Origin of the sequence: Polynucleobacter sp. MWH-UH2A (assembly GCF_018687195.1) — a bacterium.
GTDB lineage: Bacteria > Pseudomonadota > Gammaproteobacteria > Burkholderiales > Burkholderiaceae > Polynucleobacter.
The window spans coordinates 785,216-801,998 of sequence record NZ_CP061321.1 but is presented as its reverse complement, the minus strand read 5'-3'; the positions used below and the strand labels follow the sequence as shown (position 1 = coordinate 801,998).

Here is a 16,783-nt window from a genome sequence, read left to right as displayed (position 1 = left end):
ATATGCAACAATTGTAGATAGCAAATCATATTTGAAGCAAAGGACACAACATGGGCTTTCTCGCTGGCAAAAAAATCCTCATTACCGGCCTCCTCTCCAACCGTTCGATTGCCTATGGCATCGCTAAAGCCTGTCACCGCGAAGGTGCCGAGCTTGCCTTTACCTATGTCGGCGAGCGTTTTAAAGACCGCATCGTGGATTTCGCGAAAGAATTTAACTCCGAGCTCATTTTTGACTGTGACGTTGGTAGCGATGAGCAGATTTCTGCACTTTTTAAAGATTTAGCAAAATCCTGGCCACAGTTCGATGGTTTTGTACACGCGATTGGTTTTGCACCACGTGAAGCCATTGCCGGAGACTTCTTGGATGGTCTTTCACGCGAAGGATTCAAGATTGCTCATGACATTTCTGCTTACAGTTTCCCAGCTATGGCAAAAGAAGCATTGCCTATGTTGCGTGATAAATCATCATTGCTGACATTGACCTATCTCGGCTCAATGAAGAATGTTCCAAACTACAACACAATGGGTTTGGCAAAAGCTTCGCTTGAAGCATCTGTACGCTACCTGGCTGGCTCTGTTGGACCTAAAGGCATTCGCGCCAACGGTATTTCTGCTGGCCCTATCAAGACTTTGGCAGCCTCTGGCATCAAAGGCTTTGGCAAGATTTTGGAAGCGGTTGAGCAAACCGCGCCTTTGCGTCGTAATGTGACGATTGATGATGTAGGTAATACCGCTGCTTTCTTGTTATCCGACTTAGCAAACGGCATTACCGCAGAAATCATTTACGTTGATAACGGCTTTAGCCAAGTGATTGGCGGAATGGAAGAGGCTTGAGTTCATCCTCAACCATTAGTCTTCGCGAAGCCCTCAAGTTTTGGACCAAACTCGGCTTTATTAGTTTTGGTGGGCCCGCAGGACAAATCGCCGTTTTGCATCAAGAGTTAGTTGAAAAGCGTCGCTGGATTTCCGAGCGGCGCTTTTTACATGCCCTCAACTACTGCATGCTTTTGCCTGGACCAGAAGCACAGCAACTCGTTACCTACATTGGTTGGTTGATGCACCGCAGCTGGGGCGGCATTTTGGCGGGCAGCCTCTTTGTTTTGCCATCCCTCTTAATCTTGATTGCGCTGTCTTGGATTTACATCACATTTGGCCAAGTACCCTGGATCGCCGCTATCTTCTTCGGTATTAAACCAGCGGTGACAGCTATAGTCCTGCACGCCGCCGTCCGAATCGGCAAGCGAACCATACATAACTCTGCCCTTAAATGGATTGCGCTGTGCTCTTTTCTAGCAATCTTTGTATTGAACTTGTCTTTCCCCATCATTGTGTTGATTGCGGCAGCAATTGGCTACTGGGGCGGTAAACGCTACCCAGAATATTTCCAGCAATCGAATCATGGAAATAAAGAAGTTGCGCATTATGGCGCCGCCATGATTGATGACAACACCCCCACACCATTACACGCACAATTTCGTCTGCAAAAAACCTTGCTTCATAGCATGGTTGCTATTGCTTGCTGGATTATTCCAATTGGAGCTCTTGGATTGCTATTTGGCTGGATGACTCTGTACCCCAATATCGCCTGGTTCTTCACTAAAGCCGCCTTCTTAACATTTGGTGGAGCATATGCAGTATTACCGTATGTATACCAAGGTGCTGTCGATCATTTTCACTGGCTCAGTGCCAATCAAATGATTGATGGCCTTGCCTTAGGTGAAACTACTCCTGGACCACTCATCATGGTAGTTGCTTTTGTCGGCTATCTCGCAGGACATATTCAGCATCTCGTTGGCAATAGCAATCCATTTTGGTTTGGTGCGCTTGGTGCAATTGTGGCAACGTGGTTTACCTTCCTGCCCTCATTCTTTTTTATTTTGGTAGGCGGTCCACTAGTGGAGTCCACCCATGGCAAGCTCAGTTTTACAGCACCACTAACAGCAATTACCGCGGCCGTTGTCGGTGTGATTGTGAACCTAGGTCTATTCTTTGCTTACCACGTCTTCTTCCCCCATGGCATTGGCGGGTCTATCTCCTGGATCTCGATCCTCATTTGCGTACTAGCGGCTCTTGCCCTGTTTAAGTATCAAAAAGGGGTCATGACAGTTTTAGGCGGTTGCGCCCTTGCCGGTCTTTTAAGCCATCTGGCGAGCCTATTGCTTGGATGATCTAGCGCAATAGCATTTTTCTTAAGATTGGCATAATGGATGTTATGCGAATCGAACCTCAAACCATTACCCATCTTCAAGAGTGGCTTGGCAAAACCGAGACCTTATCGGATACCGTCACTGCAGCACCAGTGCGTGCACTTTCAGCAACACTAGATAGACCGGACCCTGAGCCGAGTAAAGGCAGCTTTCTTCCTGAGCTATGGCACTGGCTCTATTTCTTGCCTCACGCCCGCCAATCTGAAATCGGTCCCGATGGTCATCCTAAGCGCGGTGGATTTTTGCCGCCCGTACCGCTACCCCGCAGGATGTGGGCGGGTAGTCGCGTGCAATGGCTAGAACCATTAGCAGTTGGTGATGAGATTGAACGCATTTCTAAAATTGAATCCGTGACTCATAAATCAGGTCGCACAGGAGATTTGATTTTCGTATTAGTCAAACATGAAATTTCCAATCAAAAAGGCTTGGCGATTATTGAAGAGCACGACATCGTCTACCGCGATGCAACAGGTCCTGACGATAAACCAGTAGCACCAACACCAGCACCTCAAGATGCTAAATGGAGTAAGACCATTACTCCGGATGATGTCTTACTGTTTCGCTACTCTGCATTGACCTTTAACGGTCACCGCATTCATTACGATCGTAAATACGTCACTGAAGTTGAAGGCTATCCAGGACTTATTGTGCATGGCCCTTTGATTGCAACTCTTCTCGTAGACCTTGTGCGCCAAAGTATTCCGGGATGTAAGCTCAAGTGCTTTGAATTCCGCGCTATTCGCCCCACTTTTGATATCAACATCTTCAAAGTCAGTGCTAAACCAGATTTAGAAACAGATCCTTCGGGCAAAACAATTGCCATTTGGGCGCAAGACCATGAAGGTTGGCTCACAATGCAAGCCACTGCAGTTCTTGCATAGAAAGTCCTTATGACAACTGAACATTTTTCTCGTGAACTTGCCGCATTTGCGGCAAACCTCACCATCACTTCTATCCCAAACGAGGTTATTGAACGCGCTGAAGATTTATTGGTCGATTGGTTTGGCTCTGCGATTGCAGGCAAAGGCTCACGTCCTGTAGAAACGATCACGCAGTTTGCACAGCAAATGGGTGGCTTTGATACCACTCATGCAGGACTATCAGAAATCCTGATTACTCGCAAAACCTCGAGCCCATTTTTGGCGGCGATGGCTAATGCTGCTGCGTCACATGTAGCGGAACAAGACGATGTGCATAACGGTTCGGTTTTTCATCCAGCTACAGTAGTCTTCCCTCCAGCGCTCGCTTGTGCACAGGCTATTGGCGCATCTGGTGAAGACCTACTAGTAGCCGCTATTGCCGGGTATGAAGTAGGTATTCGGGTTGGTGAATTTTTGGGACGCTCCCATTACAAAGTGTTTCATACAACAGGCACTGCAGGCACGATTGCTGCCGCAGCCACTGTAGGGCGATTACTCAAACTCAATCCAGAACAAATGTTGCATGCCTTTGGTTCTGCAGGCACTCAATCAGCGGGCCTTTGGGAATTCTTACGAGATGCCGCAGACTCCAAGCAATTGCATACCGCTCATGCTGCCTCTACTGGATTGATGTCTGCCTATATCGCTCAATCCGGTTTTACTGGCGCGCAGCATATCTTAGAAGGTAAACAAGGATTGGCAGCCGGCATGTCCAATGATGCAGATCCTAGCAAACTCGTTGACCGCTTAGGCACTCGCTGGACCTTAGCAGAGACTAGTTTCAAATACCACGCCTCGTGTCGACACACCCACCCTGCTGCCGATGCACTACTTCAGGTGATGCTTGCACATAAGTTAAAACCAAGCGACATTGCCAAAGTAGAAACTCTCGTTCACCAAGGCGCTATTGATGTCTTAGGCCCTGTAATAGATCCCGCTACCGTGCATCAGTCGAAATTTTCTATGGGTACAGTCCTTGCTTTGATTGCTCACTATCAATTTGCCGGCCTACAAGAATTTGATCAACACTTCCATGATGATGCCATTTGTTTATTTAGAGATCGTGTCACCATGACACTGGATCCCGAAGTGGATTCTGCCTATCCACAGCGCTGGATTGGCAAGGTCAAAGTACATCTTCAAAATGGTCAAGTTTTAGATGGTCGTGTTGATGAGCCCAAGGGAGATCCAGGCAATACTCTCTCTCGACCTGAAATCACTGATAAAGCTCTGCGTCTCGCCGCATTTAGTGGCGGAGCAAATCCAGATGAAATGAATCAAGCAATCGATCTTTTGTGGAATATTCGCAAACAAAAAACAATTGGCAACCTTCTACCAAATAGTTAACTTCAATAGCCCACATCCTTACTCTATGAACCCTCTTAATACACCTCTCGGTTTTTGCTCTAATTTCTTATTCGTTCCCGGCACACGCCCAGAGCGTTTTATGAAGGCATTAGATAGTGGCGCCAGTGCTGTCATATTGGACTTAGAGGACGCAGTTGCGGAAGAGGATAAAGAATCTGCGCGCACGGCAATACGCTCTGCATGGTCGCAATTTTCGGATGAACAAAAGAAACGACTTGTCATCCGAACCAACTCACCAGGCTCAAAATTTTATGCAGCGGATTTAATATTGGCGCAAGAGTTGCAAGTAGCCTGCATCTTGATTCCTAAAAGCGAATCTTTAGATCAAATCAATGGTGCTGCGCTTGTTTTGCCTAATACGGCCATCATCCCGATGATTGAGACTGCGCTGGGACTACATCACCTCAATGAGATCGCAAACTCTAATCAAGTTTTGCGTCTCGCTTTAGGCAATCTAGATTTACAAGCTGACCTTGGCATGATTTGTGATGCACAAGAGACTGAACTCCAAACTGCGCGATATCAAATCGTTCTAGCCTCAAGACTGGCGCAAATTACCCCTCCTGTAGATGGGGTTACACCTTCAACGGATGACCTACCTCGCATTACTGAAGATGCCGAACGCGCTAAACGCATGGGTTTTGGAGCAAAACTGTGCATTCACCCTAAACAAGTCGCCATTGTTCAGGCCGCATTTATGCCCACAGAAGAGGAAGTTCACTGGGCGCAAAGAGTGATAGAAGCCGATCAAGCCTCTAAAGGGGGTGCAGTGAAATTAGACGGGAAGATGATTGATCGACCTGTGGTTCTTTTGGCCAAAAGAACACTAGCAATTGCTGGTAAACACTAATTTAGAAGCAAACTCTTTTTTGCCAAAAAATGGCAAAATATCCCCTCCAAGCAGTACAAAAATATTACATAACTACGGTGGGACTAATCATGAAATTCTGTAAATCCTTATTTGCGAGCGCCTGCGCGATTGCTGCAACGGCAATCTTGTCTAGTAGCGTTTTTGCCGCAGATGTTTATCCAAACAAACCGGTCACTTTAGTGGTTCCTTTTGCTGCTGGCGGACCAACTGATGCAGTAGCCCGCTTAATTGCGGTCCCTATGGGCAAGGAATTAGGTCAATCCGTGATTGTTGAAAACACGGTTGGCGCTGGCGGCACAATTGCAGCCACTCGTGTTGCCCGCTCTGCTCCAGATGGCTACATGATTTTTATTCACCACATGGGTATGGCTACTGCACCTGCTTTGTACAAGAAGCTGCCTTTTGATCCAATGAAAGATTTTGAGTACATCGGTCAAGTGGTTGATGTGCCTATGGTCTTGTTGGGTCGCAAAAACTTCCCACCAAACAATTTCAAAGAACTTGAGGCTTATATCAAGGCCAATAAAGAGAAAGTTACTTTGGCAAATGCTGGTCCTGGCGCAGTTTCTCAGTTATGCGGTCTTTTGTTTATGTCTCGTGAAGGCGTGGAACTGACAACTGTTCCTTACAAGGGTACAGGCCCTGCATTAACAGACCTCTTGGGCGGTCAAGTGGACCTCCTATGCGATCAAACAACCCAAACGATTCCTTATATCAAGGATGGTCTTGTTAAAACGTATGGCGTAACGACACCAAAACGCCTTCCTGCCCTTCCCAATGTTCCTACATTGGATGAGCAAGGCCTCAAAGGTTTTGAAGTCAAAGTTTGGCATGGTATGTATGTCTCTAAAGGCACACCTCCAGCAGTCATCAGCAAGATCAATAAAGCACTCAACGTTGCTTTGAACGATCCCGAAGTAAAAGCGCGCTTGGTTGAATCCAATATTGAAATCGTTCCTCCAGCCAAGAGAACTCCAAATGGATTAAAAGACCACCTAGAAGCAGAAATCAATAAATGGGGTCCAGTGATTCGTAAAGCTGGTGCTTACGCAGACTAATTAGCGCCTCATGAAAACAAAAGCCAGCGAATCTCGCTGGCTTTTTTTATGATTATTACGCTGACCTCTTTAGCCTGGTCTAAATAAATATCCGGATCGCGCCTTTTCTTTTCGCTGTTTCCATACCCCGCTCCACAGAGAAAACAAAGCCCAAATAGCCAAGACTGGATCCAATACGTAATCCCATAAGTTGCTAGATTCATGCAAATGCAGACTCCATGCAATGATGGCGACACCCATAATCCAAACGCCCTTAGTCCAGCCAGCAAGACCGCATATCAGAGCGAAGATGAGAATACCTATCAAAAAGATCATAGATCCATATCCCCATGCGTAAGGATCAAACATGCTGACACCTAAAGCGAATGGATAAAACACAATTGCCAAAATGCCAATAAGCCATTTAATAGGAGTTGGGGTAGCCTGATGATTGGGCAATAAAACACTCCAGAGCAATAAGGTAGTAACAATACTCAAATCACCAACGACGCCACGAACATAGCCCGCTAAAGGTAAGGCTAATGACATCCCTAAGGGCCAGAAAAAGAGATTGGCTAATAGCAAAACCAGCAAGACTTTGAGGGCAAATGGGATGCCGTTACGAGTAAAGTTTTGCAGCAACAAAATCACTAATACTGAACAGGTAATTGACATCTCCGCTAAGGCGATGGTCTGCATGAGAGCATTCGTCATTGCGCTTCTCCTGATTCAGCGGTAGATTGTTTTTCAGCTGGCGCTGGTAATTGTTTATATGCGCGGTCAAGCCATGCATTAGAAAAATACACATGTCGAATCTTTTTACGATCCCAGGTGTAAACCAAGTGCGCATCATCGCCATGCGTGCTCAACAAATATGGATATGAAAACTCTTTGCGCTCTAGTTCCGGTAAAGCCTCATCGTTTTCGATCGTTTCGATAATGTGCCAATCGCCCGACTTAGGGTTGCTCATCATTAACACCAAGCGATAACGGCCATTCTCAATATTATTCAGGGCCAGTAAATGCGCTCCGTTACGTAATAATACTCCCGCCACAGCAGAATTCGGATTGGCAATCTCTAAGTCACCCAATGATTGCCATGACTGACCAGCATTCTGAGTAACGCTGACTGGAATTTGCTTAGACTGCCCTGCACTGCGTGTCTGTCTAAAGAATGCACTCGCGTTTTGAGCATCGCCAGTAAACACAATTGGCTGTATTGATCCACGTCCTGAGCTCATGCGACGCTTATCCAATACTTGAGCTACATCTAATCTCAAAAATTCACCAAAGCGACCAATCCACTCGTGATAAGCAGGCAAACCCAAGCGACCATCTGCAAATGTCACTGTTGGTGACTTCACCAAGGTGCTCAGATTAAAGAATGGCGACGTGATTAATCGCTGAGGACGAGTCCATGTAACACCATCATCCTCCGAAAACATCGTTGAAATCGAGCTACCTGCCCAACCCCCAATCGATACCGTGACAAAGAATAATTGCAAACGTCCATCCGCAAGTCGTGCTGGCACAGGATTGCCGATTTTAGCGATATAGCGCGATAAGCCTTTTTCAGCGGTAACTCGATCAATCACCACACTGGGGGCACTCCAAGCATTCGATTTAGGATTAAATACCGCTGTATTAATCACCACGTCTGGAGCACCTTCACGGCTACCGGCGAACCAAAATGCTCGAATACCACCATCTTTCAGTTCAATGAGTGAGGCAGCATGTACGGAAGCAGCGCCAGTATCTGGCAACCAGTCCATATGGGGATTTGGGATTGCTGCTTGTGCCAGAGGCTTTGCTTTTGTATTGGTCGACTTTGATTCTGGAGCTTTATCCGCAGGCGCTTCGGTAGACTCCGCCTGAACGTTTTCACTACTAGCGAGCGGCGCCCAAGTCGGCTGCGCATCAATATGAATAAAGCCAAGCACTCCGGCTAGCAATAAGAAGCAAAATGCAATGACACGACTCATCTACAAACATCCTTCACATTCAACAAGTCTGGGTTAGTAGTTGGGTTTGCAGCTGAGTTTGCAGCTGGTGTAGCAAGCAAATATTCCGTCACAAAGAGATGCTCTCCAATTTTTCCGAGCAACATGGCTTTAATCTCTTCATCCGAGTGGCGTGCCCTCATTTCCATACGCTGGCCTAATATCTGACATGAATCGCATAAAGCCGGCGTAGTACCTATTGGCGTATGCACTGCAACGATTGGATAGGCTTTAGTAAGTCCCTCGACATCACCGGCATCCTTCGCGAGATAGCCATGCAATTGAGCGCCAGGAAGTACTAAGCGATACTCCTCATCTTTTGCGCGATAGTCACACGGTATCCATACATCCTTGCCCTGTACGCGTTCAATTGTTTCAGCAGAAAATCGGCCCAATTGACCTTCTAGTGGCGATAAGCTACTAGTTAAAGCGCAATACACCAAAAAACAGCCCATGAGGGCAAAGGCTTTGCACTGCTTGCGCCGAATCAATCCCGCAATCACAAGCAATGCACTCAGCACCATGAGTACCCAATGCTGCAAACCATAATGCCAAAGACCGGGCCCTCCCATAAATGCAGAGAACTGAAGATTGGCGCCAAGCCATATCAATAGCCCCAGTACGATCGCCTGCAACAGGAGTGCAATTCGGAATCCCCATAAAGGTAGACGCTCCCAATGCAGGGCAATCAACGCTGCAAAAGCTGGCATCACAGGCAAAAGATATCGACCCGAACGTTGGCTTGGCAAACTAAACACCAAGAAGAAAGCGGCAATCAGTAATAGCAATAACCTTTCCTCGTCAGACATGAATCGACGCTCACGCCAGCACTGCTGTAATGTTGAAACCAATACGAAGATGAATAAGCCAGCATTAGCGAGTGTGGTGAGTATCAACATCCAAATGCTGTCACCGCCGCGAATGAAATCCAAAACATAGTTAGAACTTCGAGCAGAGAACTTTCCGGCGTTTTCGCCAAGCACAAACTCCCGCCAAACCGCCTCTGGATTGGGGTCAAGGGCAAACCATAAAGAGAAAATACCAAGCGCAATGATGGCTAGCAGGACTAACTTGTATAGATCTCGAATCAGCGTTTGCGGAATACTCGACTTGCGCCAATGCCAGTAATACAAACCCAAAGCAAATGCGGCAGGAACAATATAAGCGAAGGACTTCGCAAATAAAGCAAAGCCTAAACACGCCCCAGCAAATAATGGGAAGAGTAATTTCGATTCAAAAGCACTCTTACCCCAATACAGAAGTGCAAAAAATGGCAGGCTCAACCAAAATACTTCTGGTGGATCCGTAAGAAATGGACGCCCATACCGATAAGTTGCAAAGAAAGCTAACCAAACCAATGCAGCCAAAAATCCAGTTTGTGTTTTACCGCTAAAGCGCCGCACGGAAACAAAAAGGAGTAACGCAGTTAGCGCGGTATATAAAACACTAGGCCAGCGTAAGCTTTCTAAACTCCATTGGCTTGCCCAGTGAGTGCTAGCGATACCTTGCCAAAAAATCAGCGGTGGCTTGGTATTTTTAATGCCATCCATTTGAGATTGAAGTGGCAACCAAGACCCCGATTCAGCCGTCATTCTCACAATATGCATATAGGGGTACTCGTCCCCGTTCTTCGGGGCGAAACGACTATCTAGACCATAAAGGTAGGCAAATACGGCCAAGACCAGGGTCAATAGAGCATATCGAAGGGTAAAGGAGCCACGCATACCTATAGTTTATAGGGGCAATGGGTTTGCGAAGGCAAAAATGGGTTCAAACCACATTGGATATGAGCATATATAAATTCCATCTTAAAAGAGAGCCCCATTTACTTTGTTCTTGATTAAGATAGTAAAAGCTTGATAAACGAGGTTGCCCTCCAACATAGGCGCCAATTCAGAATGGAGATTGTTCTCATGCAATGGAAGCAAATAAAGTCCCCTTTATACCTTTTGGGTTTTTTGAGTCTCTTCTTAAGCACTCATCAAATCCAAGCGCAGTCTGCAGACGCAAGCAACCTTTATCACCGTGGACTGGCCGCAACCTGCGCTAACTGTCACGGCACAGACGGAAAAGGCGTTGTAGATGGCGGCATGCCATTAATTAACAATCTAACGAGCGAGCAGATGTTGACTCAACTGAAGGCATTCAAATCTGGAGCACGTGAAGGAACCATCATGCCCCAACTCGCCAAAGGTTACTCGGATGAGCAACTTGAAATCATCGCCAAGCAATTGGGTAATAAATAGGAGCTCAACATGGATCGTCGACACTTTATTGGACAGAGCGCAGCTGGATTAGGCTTATTAGCAGGCTTTTCTGGGCAGGCACGTGCCAATCTACAAAAAGCAGAAATACTCGTGATTGGCGGAGGTTATGGTGGTGCCACCGCCGCCAAATATCTACGCCTCTTTTCTAATAACACGGCAAATGTGACATTGATAGAACCCAACGCCGCATTTATTTCATGCCCTCTATCCAACTTGGTAGTTGGTGGATCCCGCACTTTGGCTGATATTACTAGCCCATATGACAACCTAAGCAAGCGGAATGGTGTCAAGATTATTCAAGACAGCGTTAGTAACATCGATCCCGACAAAAAAACTGTCAAGTTAGCATCAGGCAAAACCTTACGCTATGACAAAGTCATTTTGTCTCCAGGCTCAAGTCTATTGATGAATAGTATTGAAGGTCTCGCTCAAGCCAATAAAGCGGGAGTGACATTGCAGGCATGGAAAGCAGGCCCTGAAACCGTGGCACTGCACAAGCAATTAGCTGCCATGCGGGATGGCGGTACCTTTGCTATCAGCATTCCAGAGGCCCCCTACCGTTGCCCTCCAGGACCTTATGAGCGTGCTTGCCAAGTAGCGAATTATTTCAAGCAATACAAACCAAAGTCTAAGGTTTTGATTCTGGATGCCAATCAGGATGTTGTCTCTAAAGGAGCGCTCTTTAAAAAAGTCTGGGCGGAACAGTATCCCGGCATGATCGAGTATTTACCAAAATACAACGTGACTGGTGTCGATGCAAAAACCAAAACGATTAAATTTGAAATCCAAGAAGACATTAAGGCGGATGTGCTTAATCTGTTGCCTGCGATGAGTGCAGGTGAGATTGCCGTGAAAACCGGACTTGCTAATGCCAATGGTCGTTGGGTTAATGTGAACTTCCTGAACTTTGAGTCAACAGCGCAAAAGGATATCCATGTGCTGGGTGATTCGATACAGGTTGCTTACGCAATGCCCAAATCAGGTCACATGGCAAATCAGCACGGCAAAGTTGCTGCAGCCGCGATAGTTGCTGAACTCAGCGGCTGGGAGGTGAACCCGGCCCCAGTACTAACCAATACCTGCTACAGCTTTGTGAATGCAAAAGAAGTGGTCCATGTGGCGAGCGTGCATCAGTACATCGCCGCGGAGAAGACGTTTAATCCTGTTCCCGGTTCTGGCGGCCTTTCGCCTGCCCCATCAACCCTGGAAGGAATCTATGCATGGGGCTGGGCCCACAACATTTGGGCAGACACCCTGGGTTGATCTGGGTCAACACTTATGAAAAAAAGGGGCGTATTTGCCCCTTTTTTTGTTTACTTATTGGCGCCGATAAATATACTGAGCTCAATAACAATTACGCAGGAGGCTTTATGAATATGACCCCAACCTCACCAAAAGATGCCACCAAAATTGAAGATGCAATTGAAAGATGGACAGTGCCCATTGGCAATCTATTTGTTTCACTCTTTCATCGAATTGCATTGTTTGGCATTGGTGCTGCGACAGTTTGGTCAGCTGCAGTTGCGTTTATGGGAATGGTCGGCAAAGGATCAGCCTCAATTGAGGACTTGCTCCTGTTATTCATTTACCTAGAAATTGGCGCCATGGTCGGAATCTACTTCAAAACCAATCACATGCCAGTGCGGTTCTTGATTTATGTTGCTATCACTGCGGTGACTCGACTCATTATCGACTTAGTAAATACCAAGCATGAGGCGGACATGGCCATCTTGCTCATGGGCGTCACCATTCTGGTTTTGGCTCTAGCTAATGCTGTCGTCCGCTATGCATCATTCAAATTTCCGAGTCGCCACGCGGACAACGAATAAGCAATAGCGAAGACTATAAATCTGAGCCCACACCCTCAGCAAACTGATAGGGGTGCACACCCCTGTTTAGGCAATTACGTACGTAATCAATACTGGTACGCAGGGTGTAATAGTCGCCAGCCAAGCGCTTGGATACTTTGATATTTAACGCTTGGTATTCCAATAAATCTAATTTTTTCAAATACTCATCTCGCTGGGCAGCATCAAAAGTTGCCAACAAGCCCTGCTCGAAGGTTTTTAATTCACCATACAGTCGATTAATCTTGTTGTACATCAACTTAGTTCTATAGCTTGGCAAAGCTCGAAGAACAGGATAAGCAATTACACAGAACGGTAAGAAGATAAATAAAAGACGGCTAATAAACTCCGCCATCCAAAATGGGAAGTACGCCGCAATGAGTGGGTAACTATTCTTTTCGTAGTGAACGGCTACTGGACTTTCTGGCCAGAGAGAATCTTTAAAGGATGGGAACTCTCCTCTATTCGCAAAAAAAGATTCTTTGCCATTAATTTCTCGAGCAGCCTCTAAAAAAAGAAACTGAATCGCCGGATGCATCCGATCATCGATCAACAAATTGGTTGTAGTTGCAATGAGCTTGAGATCCTGATCCGGAAAATTACGCTCCAAGCTAAACGACCCTTCTGGAACATTGAGGATATGCATATACGGCAATAATTTGGTAAACGCCTCAGCGCGCTTAAAGGTTGCTAAGTGCAATTCAGGGTCATTTAGTAAAGCCAGCACGTTAGGGGCATCTACGGCATCTACGATAAATGCGCCATCAATCTCCCCATTTTTCAAGGCCTTAACAGCCTTCTCACCGGGGTAGTAAACGAATTGCAAACCAGAACGATCTATGCCCGATGCTTTAATAATTCTCGAGGTTTGAGAGTGAGTTCCACTTCCCTCAACACCCACAGAAATCTTGCGAGTAGAAAAATATTTTGAGTGTCCAGCGATTACCTGAAATTCATTGCTTTTTACCTCTGGACCACGATAGAAGAACCAAATCGGATCATAAGCAATAGAGCCTAAGGATTGAATACCGCTAATATTTTTAGGTTGCTCTACTCCAGCCTGAACAAAAGCAGCTTGAACCGGATCATTTCGATCGCTTAAACGAATTAGATTTTCTTGAGCTCCCAGTGTTGGGACAAGCTCAAGGGTCACACCCTTTGTCGCAAAATACTCGGCATACTTTTTACCAAGAAGCTCATATGAGCCACCAGCTGACCCTGTGGCCATCTGTACATGCCTTGGTGGAGGTGGATCAGCGTACCACCAGATACCCATCAAAATCGCGAGCAAAAGAATCAGTAGTGGCCACGCCTCTTCCAAGAACTGGATGAAGTCAGACCATTTCTCCCTAATGGTCTCTGCCAACCCTAAAAAGGTTTCACGAGTGTTCTGCTTAAAACTTCCCATGCCCTACCATTTAGCAAATATTCCAAAAGCTAATGATAATGTGCTTAATACACAAATAATCAAGAATAAGCACCAATATGCTATTTATCCGCAAATCCCAAGATCGAGGCTATGCCGACCATGGTTGGCTCAAAAGCTTTCACTCCTTCTCTTTTGCGGGGTATCACGACCCCCAATTTATGGGCTGGGGAAACTTACGGGTAATTAATGAAGACCGGGTTGACCCAGGCATGGGCTTTGGAAAACATGGACATCGCAATATGGAAATCATTAGCTATGTTCTCTCGGGTGAATTGGCTCATGAAGACAGTATGGGCAATATCAAAGGCATACCCCCAGGCGATGTGCAACGTATGAGTGCTGGCACTGGAGTAATGCATAGTGAATTCAATCACGCCAAAGATCAAACTACCCATTTCTTGCAAATCTGGATTGAACCTAATCAGTTCGAAATTGCTCCAAGCTATGAACAAAAAACGATTCCTGCCAGTAATAAAGAGGGAAAGTTGTGTTTGGTTGCATCCCCTAATGGCGAGGCTGGATCAGTGAGCATTTCTGCGGATGCCAAAATGTATGCAGGACTATTTGATGGTGAGCAGTCAGCCAATCTCAAATTAGACCCAAGTCGCAAAGCGTATATCCATCTGATTCGCGGCTCACTTCACATCAATGGGCAGGAATTAAATAGTGGCGATGCCCTGCTAATCCAAGATGAATCCCAATTACAGATTTCCAATGGAAAAAACGCTGAAGTCTTGGTATTTGACCTCAGCGCTTAATCAGCAATACTGCAATAAGACTGGTTTTGAAATTAATCCAGTTTAATCTTGGCCTTTTCCATCACTACTTTCCATCTGGCGATATCGGAAAAATAAAGATCGGAAAACTGTTGGGTGTTCATCGGTGCAATTTGAACGCCCGCCTTTTGAAAACGTTCTTTCATTTCAGGTGTTTCTAGAATCTTCAAAGTGGCGTTGTTCAATGCCTTCACAATATTCTGAGAGGTGCCAGCTGGAACAAACATGCCCTGCCATAAAGCCATCTCATAGCCCTTCACCCCAGCCTCTTGAATAGTCATTAACTCAGGGGCGCCACTAAAACGATTCTTACTAGTAACAGCCAAGGCTCTTGCTTTATCCCCCTTATAGAGAGGCAGCCCCACTGGCATCCCGGCAAAGTAGAAATCAATTTGTCCGCCCACTAAATCAGTGGCTGCTGGTGAGCCACCTTTGTATGGTACATGGATAGCCTGTAATCCCGTAGTAGCAAGAAATAATTCACCTGCCATGTGATCAGAGTTACCAATGCCAGAAGAACCAAAACTCAATTTACCAGGATCCGCTTTGAGCATCGCCATTAAATCTGCCACTGTTTTTGCAGGCGAATTATTATTCACAATCAAAATGTGAGGGGTAGCAGCAACGCCCACTACAGGCAACAAATCCTTTTGGCCATTAAAGGGCAATTTTGGGTTCGCTGCTACATTGATCGCCAAGCCATTTTGCGCAAACAAGATGGTGTATCCATCTGGATTACTTTTAGCCACAGCTTCAGCAGCTAAGCTTCCTGCGGCACCGCCACGATTTTCAACCACGATGGGTTGCTTGAGTGCAATACTCAAATCATTCGCAATCATTCTGCCCACAATATCAGTGGAGCTACCTGGCGCATAACCAATCATCATCTTGATCGGTTTATCTGGATACGCAGCAAAGACCGTCCCCGCAAAAAGGCCAGTCAACACCATACTGATTGCTATGTTTTTATATATTTTTTTAAACATATTGTCTCCTCCAGAATATTTATAGGGCTAGAGTTGCAATTCCGCATTCTCTAGCGCAGGTATTGAGAGCATCCAAAAGCTCAGGTGAAACCGGGATTCCCAATTGCTGTCTTTCTGCCATTGTCTTAGCAGCACCCTCACCTGGCACGCGGATTTCTTTGACGCCAGGAAGAGTTGTTGAGTTTTTTAAATCATTTACTAGCTCGGTAACTCTAGCGATGAAGTCGTCCTTATTGCCAAATGCACTGGGGTCAACGGCAATAATCGTTTGTCCAGTATTGGTTACCAAATCATGGTGGGCATTGAAATCAATTGTCCCCTTGCCTACGGCTGCATTATTTAATGCGCCAGCCAGTAAGCCAATCATGACTGCTAATCCATAACCTTTATAACCACCAATCGGCAATAAAGATCCTTCAGCAGAACGCTTTGGATCCGTAATTGGCTTGCCTTGTTTATCGATCATCCAATCATCTGGAATGGATTCGCCCTTTTGTGCCGCGACTTTCACTTTTCCGTATGCAGCTACCGTAGTAGCGATATCTAAGAGCACAATCGGCTCTTTGCCAGCAGGAACGGCAATAGCGATGGGGTTGGTTGATAAGAGCAAATCAATTCCGCCCCATGGCGCCATGTGATTGGCATTGCCCACCGCCATGTATATCCCAATATAGCCTTGCTCAGCTAATTTACGTACATATACCGAAGCTGCGCCAGAATGATTTCCAAAATGACTTCCAATCCAACATACGCTATGTTGTTTTACCTTTTCAAGCGCGAGCTCTACTGCGCGGTTCATTACCAAATGACCTAATGCGTTATCACCATTAATTAATGCCGTCGCGCCCTGCTCTCGCTCAATATGAATATTGGGCTGTAGATTTACACCGCCCGCACGAATTCTCTTTAGGTATGCTGGTAACCGGAAGATGCCATGCCCATCAGCGCCAACCAAGTCTGATTTCACCATTAAATTTGCAATGATTTGCGCATCTGCTGCAGGCACTTTCTCCGCAACTAGCGCTCTAGCGATAAAACTTTCAGCATCTGCAATAGATAAATATTTCATGATG

The 16,783-nt window shown here is 46.1% G+C and carries 16 protein-coding genes; 10 read left to right on the top strand and 6 right to left on the bottom strand.

Features of this window, described 5'->3' with window-relative positions; translation table 11 throughout:
- Positions 1-50: 50 nt before the first annotated feature.
- The 6 genes from fabI (at position 51) to IC571_RS04280 (ending at position 6,426) form a co-directional block, all read left to right on the top strand.
- On the top strand, positions 51-836 hold the full coding sequence (fabI, locus tag IC571_RS04305) for an enoyl-ACP reductase FabI (protein WP_215317584.1): 786 nt from the start codon (positions 51-53) through the stop codon (positions 834-836).
- Complete coding sequence (gene chrA / locus IC571_RS04300) at positions 833-2,170, top strand: chromate efflux transporter (RefSeq protein ID WP_215317583.1); 1,338 nt, start codon at positions 833-835, stop codon at positions 2,168-2,170. The genes fabI and chrA overlap by 4 nt, the downstream gene beginning before the upstream one ends.
- A 35-nt stretch (positions 2,171-2,205) precedes the next feature.
- Entirely contained in the window at positions 2,206-3,090 is an 885-nt protein-coding gene (locus IC571_RS04295) for a MaoC family dehydratase N-terminal domain-containing protein (protein ID WP_215317582.1), read from the top strand.
- A 9-nt stretch (positions 3,091-3,099) separates the two neighbouring features.
- A complete protein-coding gene (locus IC571_RS04290; protein ID WP_215317581.1) occupies positions 3,100-4,476 on the top strand; it encodes an MmgE/PrpD family protein in 1,377 nt (458 codons plus the stop codon).
- A gap of 25 nt (positions 4,477-4,501) precedes the next feature.
- Entirely contained in the window at positions 4,502-5,347 is an 846-nt protein-coding gene (locus IC571_RS04285; RefSeq protein WP_215317580.1) for a CoA ester lyase, read from the top strand.
- 89 nt (positions 5,348-5,436) lie between these two features.
- Positions 5,437-6,426, top strand: coding sequence for a tripartite tricarboxylate transporter substrate binding protein BugD (locus tag IC571_RS04280; protein WP_215317579.1), 990 nt, complete (start codon positions 5,437-5,439; stop codon positions 6,424-6,426).
- A 69-nt stretch (positions 6,427-6,495) separates the two neighbouring features.
- Here IC571_RS04280 and IC571_RS04275 read toward each other — a convergent pair whose 3' ends face one another.
- The 3 genes from IC571_RS04275 to IC571_RS04265 are packed head-to-tail and all read right to left on the bottom strand — an operon-like array spanning position 6,496 to position 10,129.
- Positions 6,496-7,119, bottom strand: coding sequence for a hypothetical protein (locus IC571_RS04275; RefSeq protein ID WP_215317578.1), 624 nt, complete (start codon positions 7,117-7,119; stop codon positions 6,496-6,498).
- Positions 7,116-8,387: an exo-alpha-sialidase gene (locus tag IC571_RS04270; RefSeq protein ID WP_215317577.1), complete on the bottom strand. Its 1,272-nt coding sequence runs from the start codon at positions 8,385-8,387 to the stop codon at positions 7,116-7,118. The genes IC571_RS04275 and IC571_RS04270 overlap by 4 nt, the downstream gene beginning before the upstream one ends.
- Positions 8,384-10,129 (bottom strand): glycosyltransferase family 39 protein, encoded by a 1,746-nt coding sequence (locus tag IC571_RS04265; protein WP_215317576.1) that lies wholly within the window; start codon positions 10,127-10,129, stop codon positions 8,384-8,386. Before IC571_RS04265 ends, IC571_RS04270 begins: the two co-directional genes overlap by 4 nt.
- A 189-nt stretch (positions 10,130-10,318) precedes the next feature.
- On the opposite strand from IC571_RS04265, the gene IC571_RS04260 reads away from it, so the two are divergent.
- From IC571_RS04260 to IC571_RS04250, 3 genes are all read left to right on the top strand, one after another.
- A complete protein-coding gene (locus tag IC571_RS04260) occupies positions 10,319-10,651 on the top strand; it encodes a c-type cytochrome (protein WP_215317575.1) in 333 nt (110 codons plus the stop codon).
- Positions 10,652-10,660: 9 nt separating this feature from the next.
- On the top strand, positions 10,661-11,935 hold the full coding sequence (locus IC571_RS04255) for an NAD(P)/FAD-dependent oxidoreductase (RefSeq protein WP_215317574.1): 1,275 nt from the start codon (positions 10,661-10,663) through the stop codon (positions 11,933-11,935).
- A 107-nt stretch (positions 11,936-12,042) separates the two neighbouring features.
- Positions 12,043-12,501 (top strand): phosphate-starvation-inducible protein PsiE, encoded by a 459-nt coding sequence (locus tag IC571_RS04250; protein ID WP_215317573.1) that lies wholly within the window; start codon positions 12,043-12,045, stop codon positions 12,499-12,501.
- A gap of 13 nt (positions 12,502-12,514) precedes the next feature.
- Here the strand turns inward: IC571_RS04250 and IC571_RS04245 are convergent, their stop codons facing one another.
- Complete coding sequence (locus tag IC571_RS04245) at positions 12,515-13,927, bottom strand: TAXI family TRAP transporter solute-binding subunit (protein ID WP_215317572.1); 1,413 nt, start codon at positions 13,925-13,927, stop codon at positions 12,515-12,517.
- A 77-nt stretch (positions 13,928-14,004) separates the two neighbouring features.
- Between IC571_RS04245 and IC571_RS04240 the strand changes: the two genes are divergently transcribed.
- Positions 14,005-14,706: a pirin family protein gene (locus tag IC571_RS04240; protein ID WP_215317571.1), complete on the top strand. Its 702-nt coding sequence runs from the start codon at positions 14,005-14,007 to the stop codon at positions 14,704-14,706.
- Positions 14,707-14,738: 32 nt separating this feature from the next.
- On the opposite strand, the gene IC571_RS04235 is transcribed toward IC571_RS04240, so the two are convergent.
- Together IC571_RS04235 and IC571_RS04230 are read right to left on the bottom strand one after the other, a co-directional pair.
- Positions 14,739-15,710 (bottom strand): tripartite tricarboxylate transporter substrate binding protein, encoded by a 972-nt coding sequence (locus IC571_RS04235; RefSeq protein ID WP_215317570.1) that lies wholly within the window; start codon positions 15,708-15,710, stop codon positions 14,739-14,741.
- A gap of 19 nt (positions 15,711-15,729) precedes the next feature.
- Entirely contained in the window at positions 15,730-16,779 is a 1,050-nt protein-coding gene (locus IC571_RS04230) for an Ldh family oxidoreductase (protein WP_251373504.1), read from the bottom strand.
- Positions 16,780-16,783 lie beyond the last annotated feature (4 nt).

Coding starts and splice junctions, on each gene's coding strand:
- IC571_RS04250 (WP_215317573.1), top strand. CDS start 12,043: ATGAATATGACCCCAACCTCACCAAAAGATGCCACCAAAATTGAAGAT.
- IC571_RS04240 (WP_215317571.1), top strand. CDS start 14,005: ATGCTATTTATCCGCAAATCCCAAGATCGAGGCTATGCCGACCATGGT.
- IC571_RS04285 (WP_215317580.1), top strand. CDS start 4,502: ATGAACCCTCTTAATACACCTCTCGGTTTTTGCTCTAATTTCTTATTC.
- IC571_RS04235 (WP_215317570.1), bottom strand. CDS start 15,710: ATGTTTAAAAAAATATATAAAAACATAGCAATCAGTATGGTGTTGACT.
- IC571_RS04230 (WP_251373504.1), bottom strand. CDS start 16,779: ATGAAATATTTATCTATTGCAGATGCTGAAAGTTTTATCGCTAGAGCG.
- IC571_RS04260 (WP_215317575.1), top strand. CDS start 10,319: ATGCAATGGAAGCAAATAAAGTCCCCTTTATACCTTTTGGGTTTTTTG.
- IC571_RS04295 (WP_215317582.1), top strand. CDS start 2,206: ATGGATGTTATGCGAATCGAACCTCAAACCATTACCCATCTTCAAGAG.
- IC571_RS04280 (WP_215317579.1), top strand. CDS start 5,437: ATGAAATTCTGTAAATCCTTATTTGCGAGCGCCTGCGCGATTGCTGCA.
- IC571_RS04245 (WP_215317572.1), bottom strand. CDS start 13,927: ATGGGAAGTTTTAAGCAGAACACTCGTGAAACCTTTTTAGGGTTGGCA.
- IC571_RS04270 (WP_215317577.1), bottom strand. CDS start 8,387: ATGAGTCGTGTCATTGCATTTTGCTTCTTATTGCTAGCCGGAGTGCTT.
- fabI (WP_215317584.1), top strand. CDS start 51: ATGGGCTTTCTCGCTGGCAAAAAAATCCTCATTACCGGCCTCCTCTCC.
- IC571_RS04290 (WP_215317581.1), top strand. CDS start 3,100: ATGACAACTGAACATTTTTCTCGTGAACTTGCCGCATTTGCGGCAAAC.
- IC571_RS04255 (WP_215317574.1), top strand. CDS start 10,661: ATGGATCGTCGACACTTTATTGGACAGAGCGCAGCTGGATTAGGCTTA.
- IC571_RS04265 (WP_215317576.1), bottom strand. CDS start 10,129: ATGCGTGGCTCCTTTACCCTTCGATATGCTCTATTGACCCTGGTCTTG.
- IC571_RS04275 (WP_215317578.1), bottom strand. CDS start 7,119: ATGACGAATGCTCTCATGCAGACCATCGCCTTAGCGGAGATGTCAATT.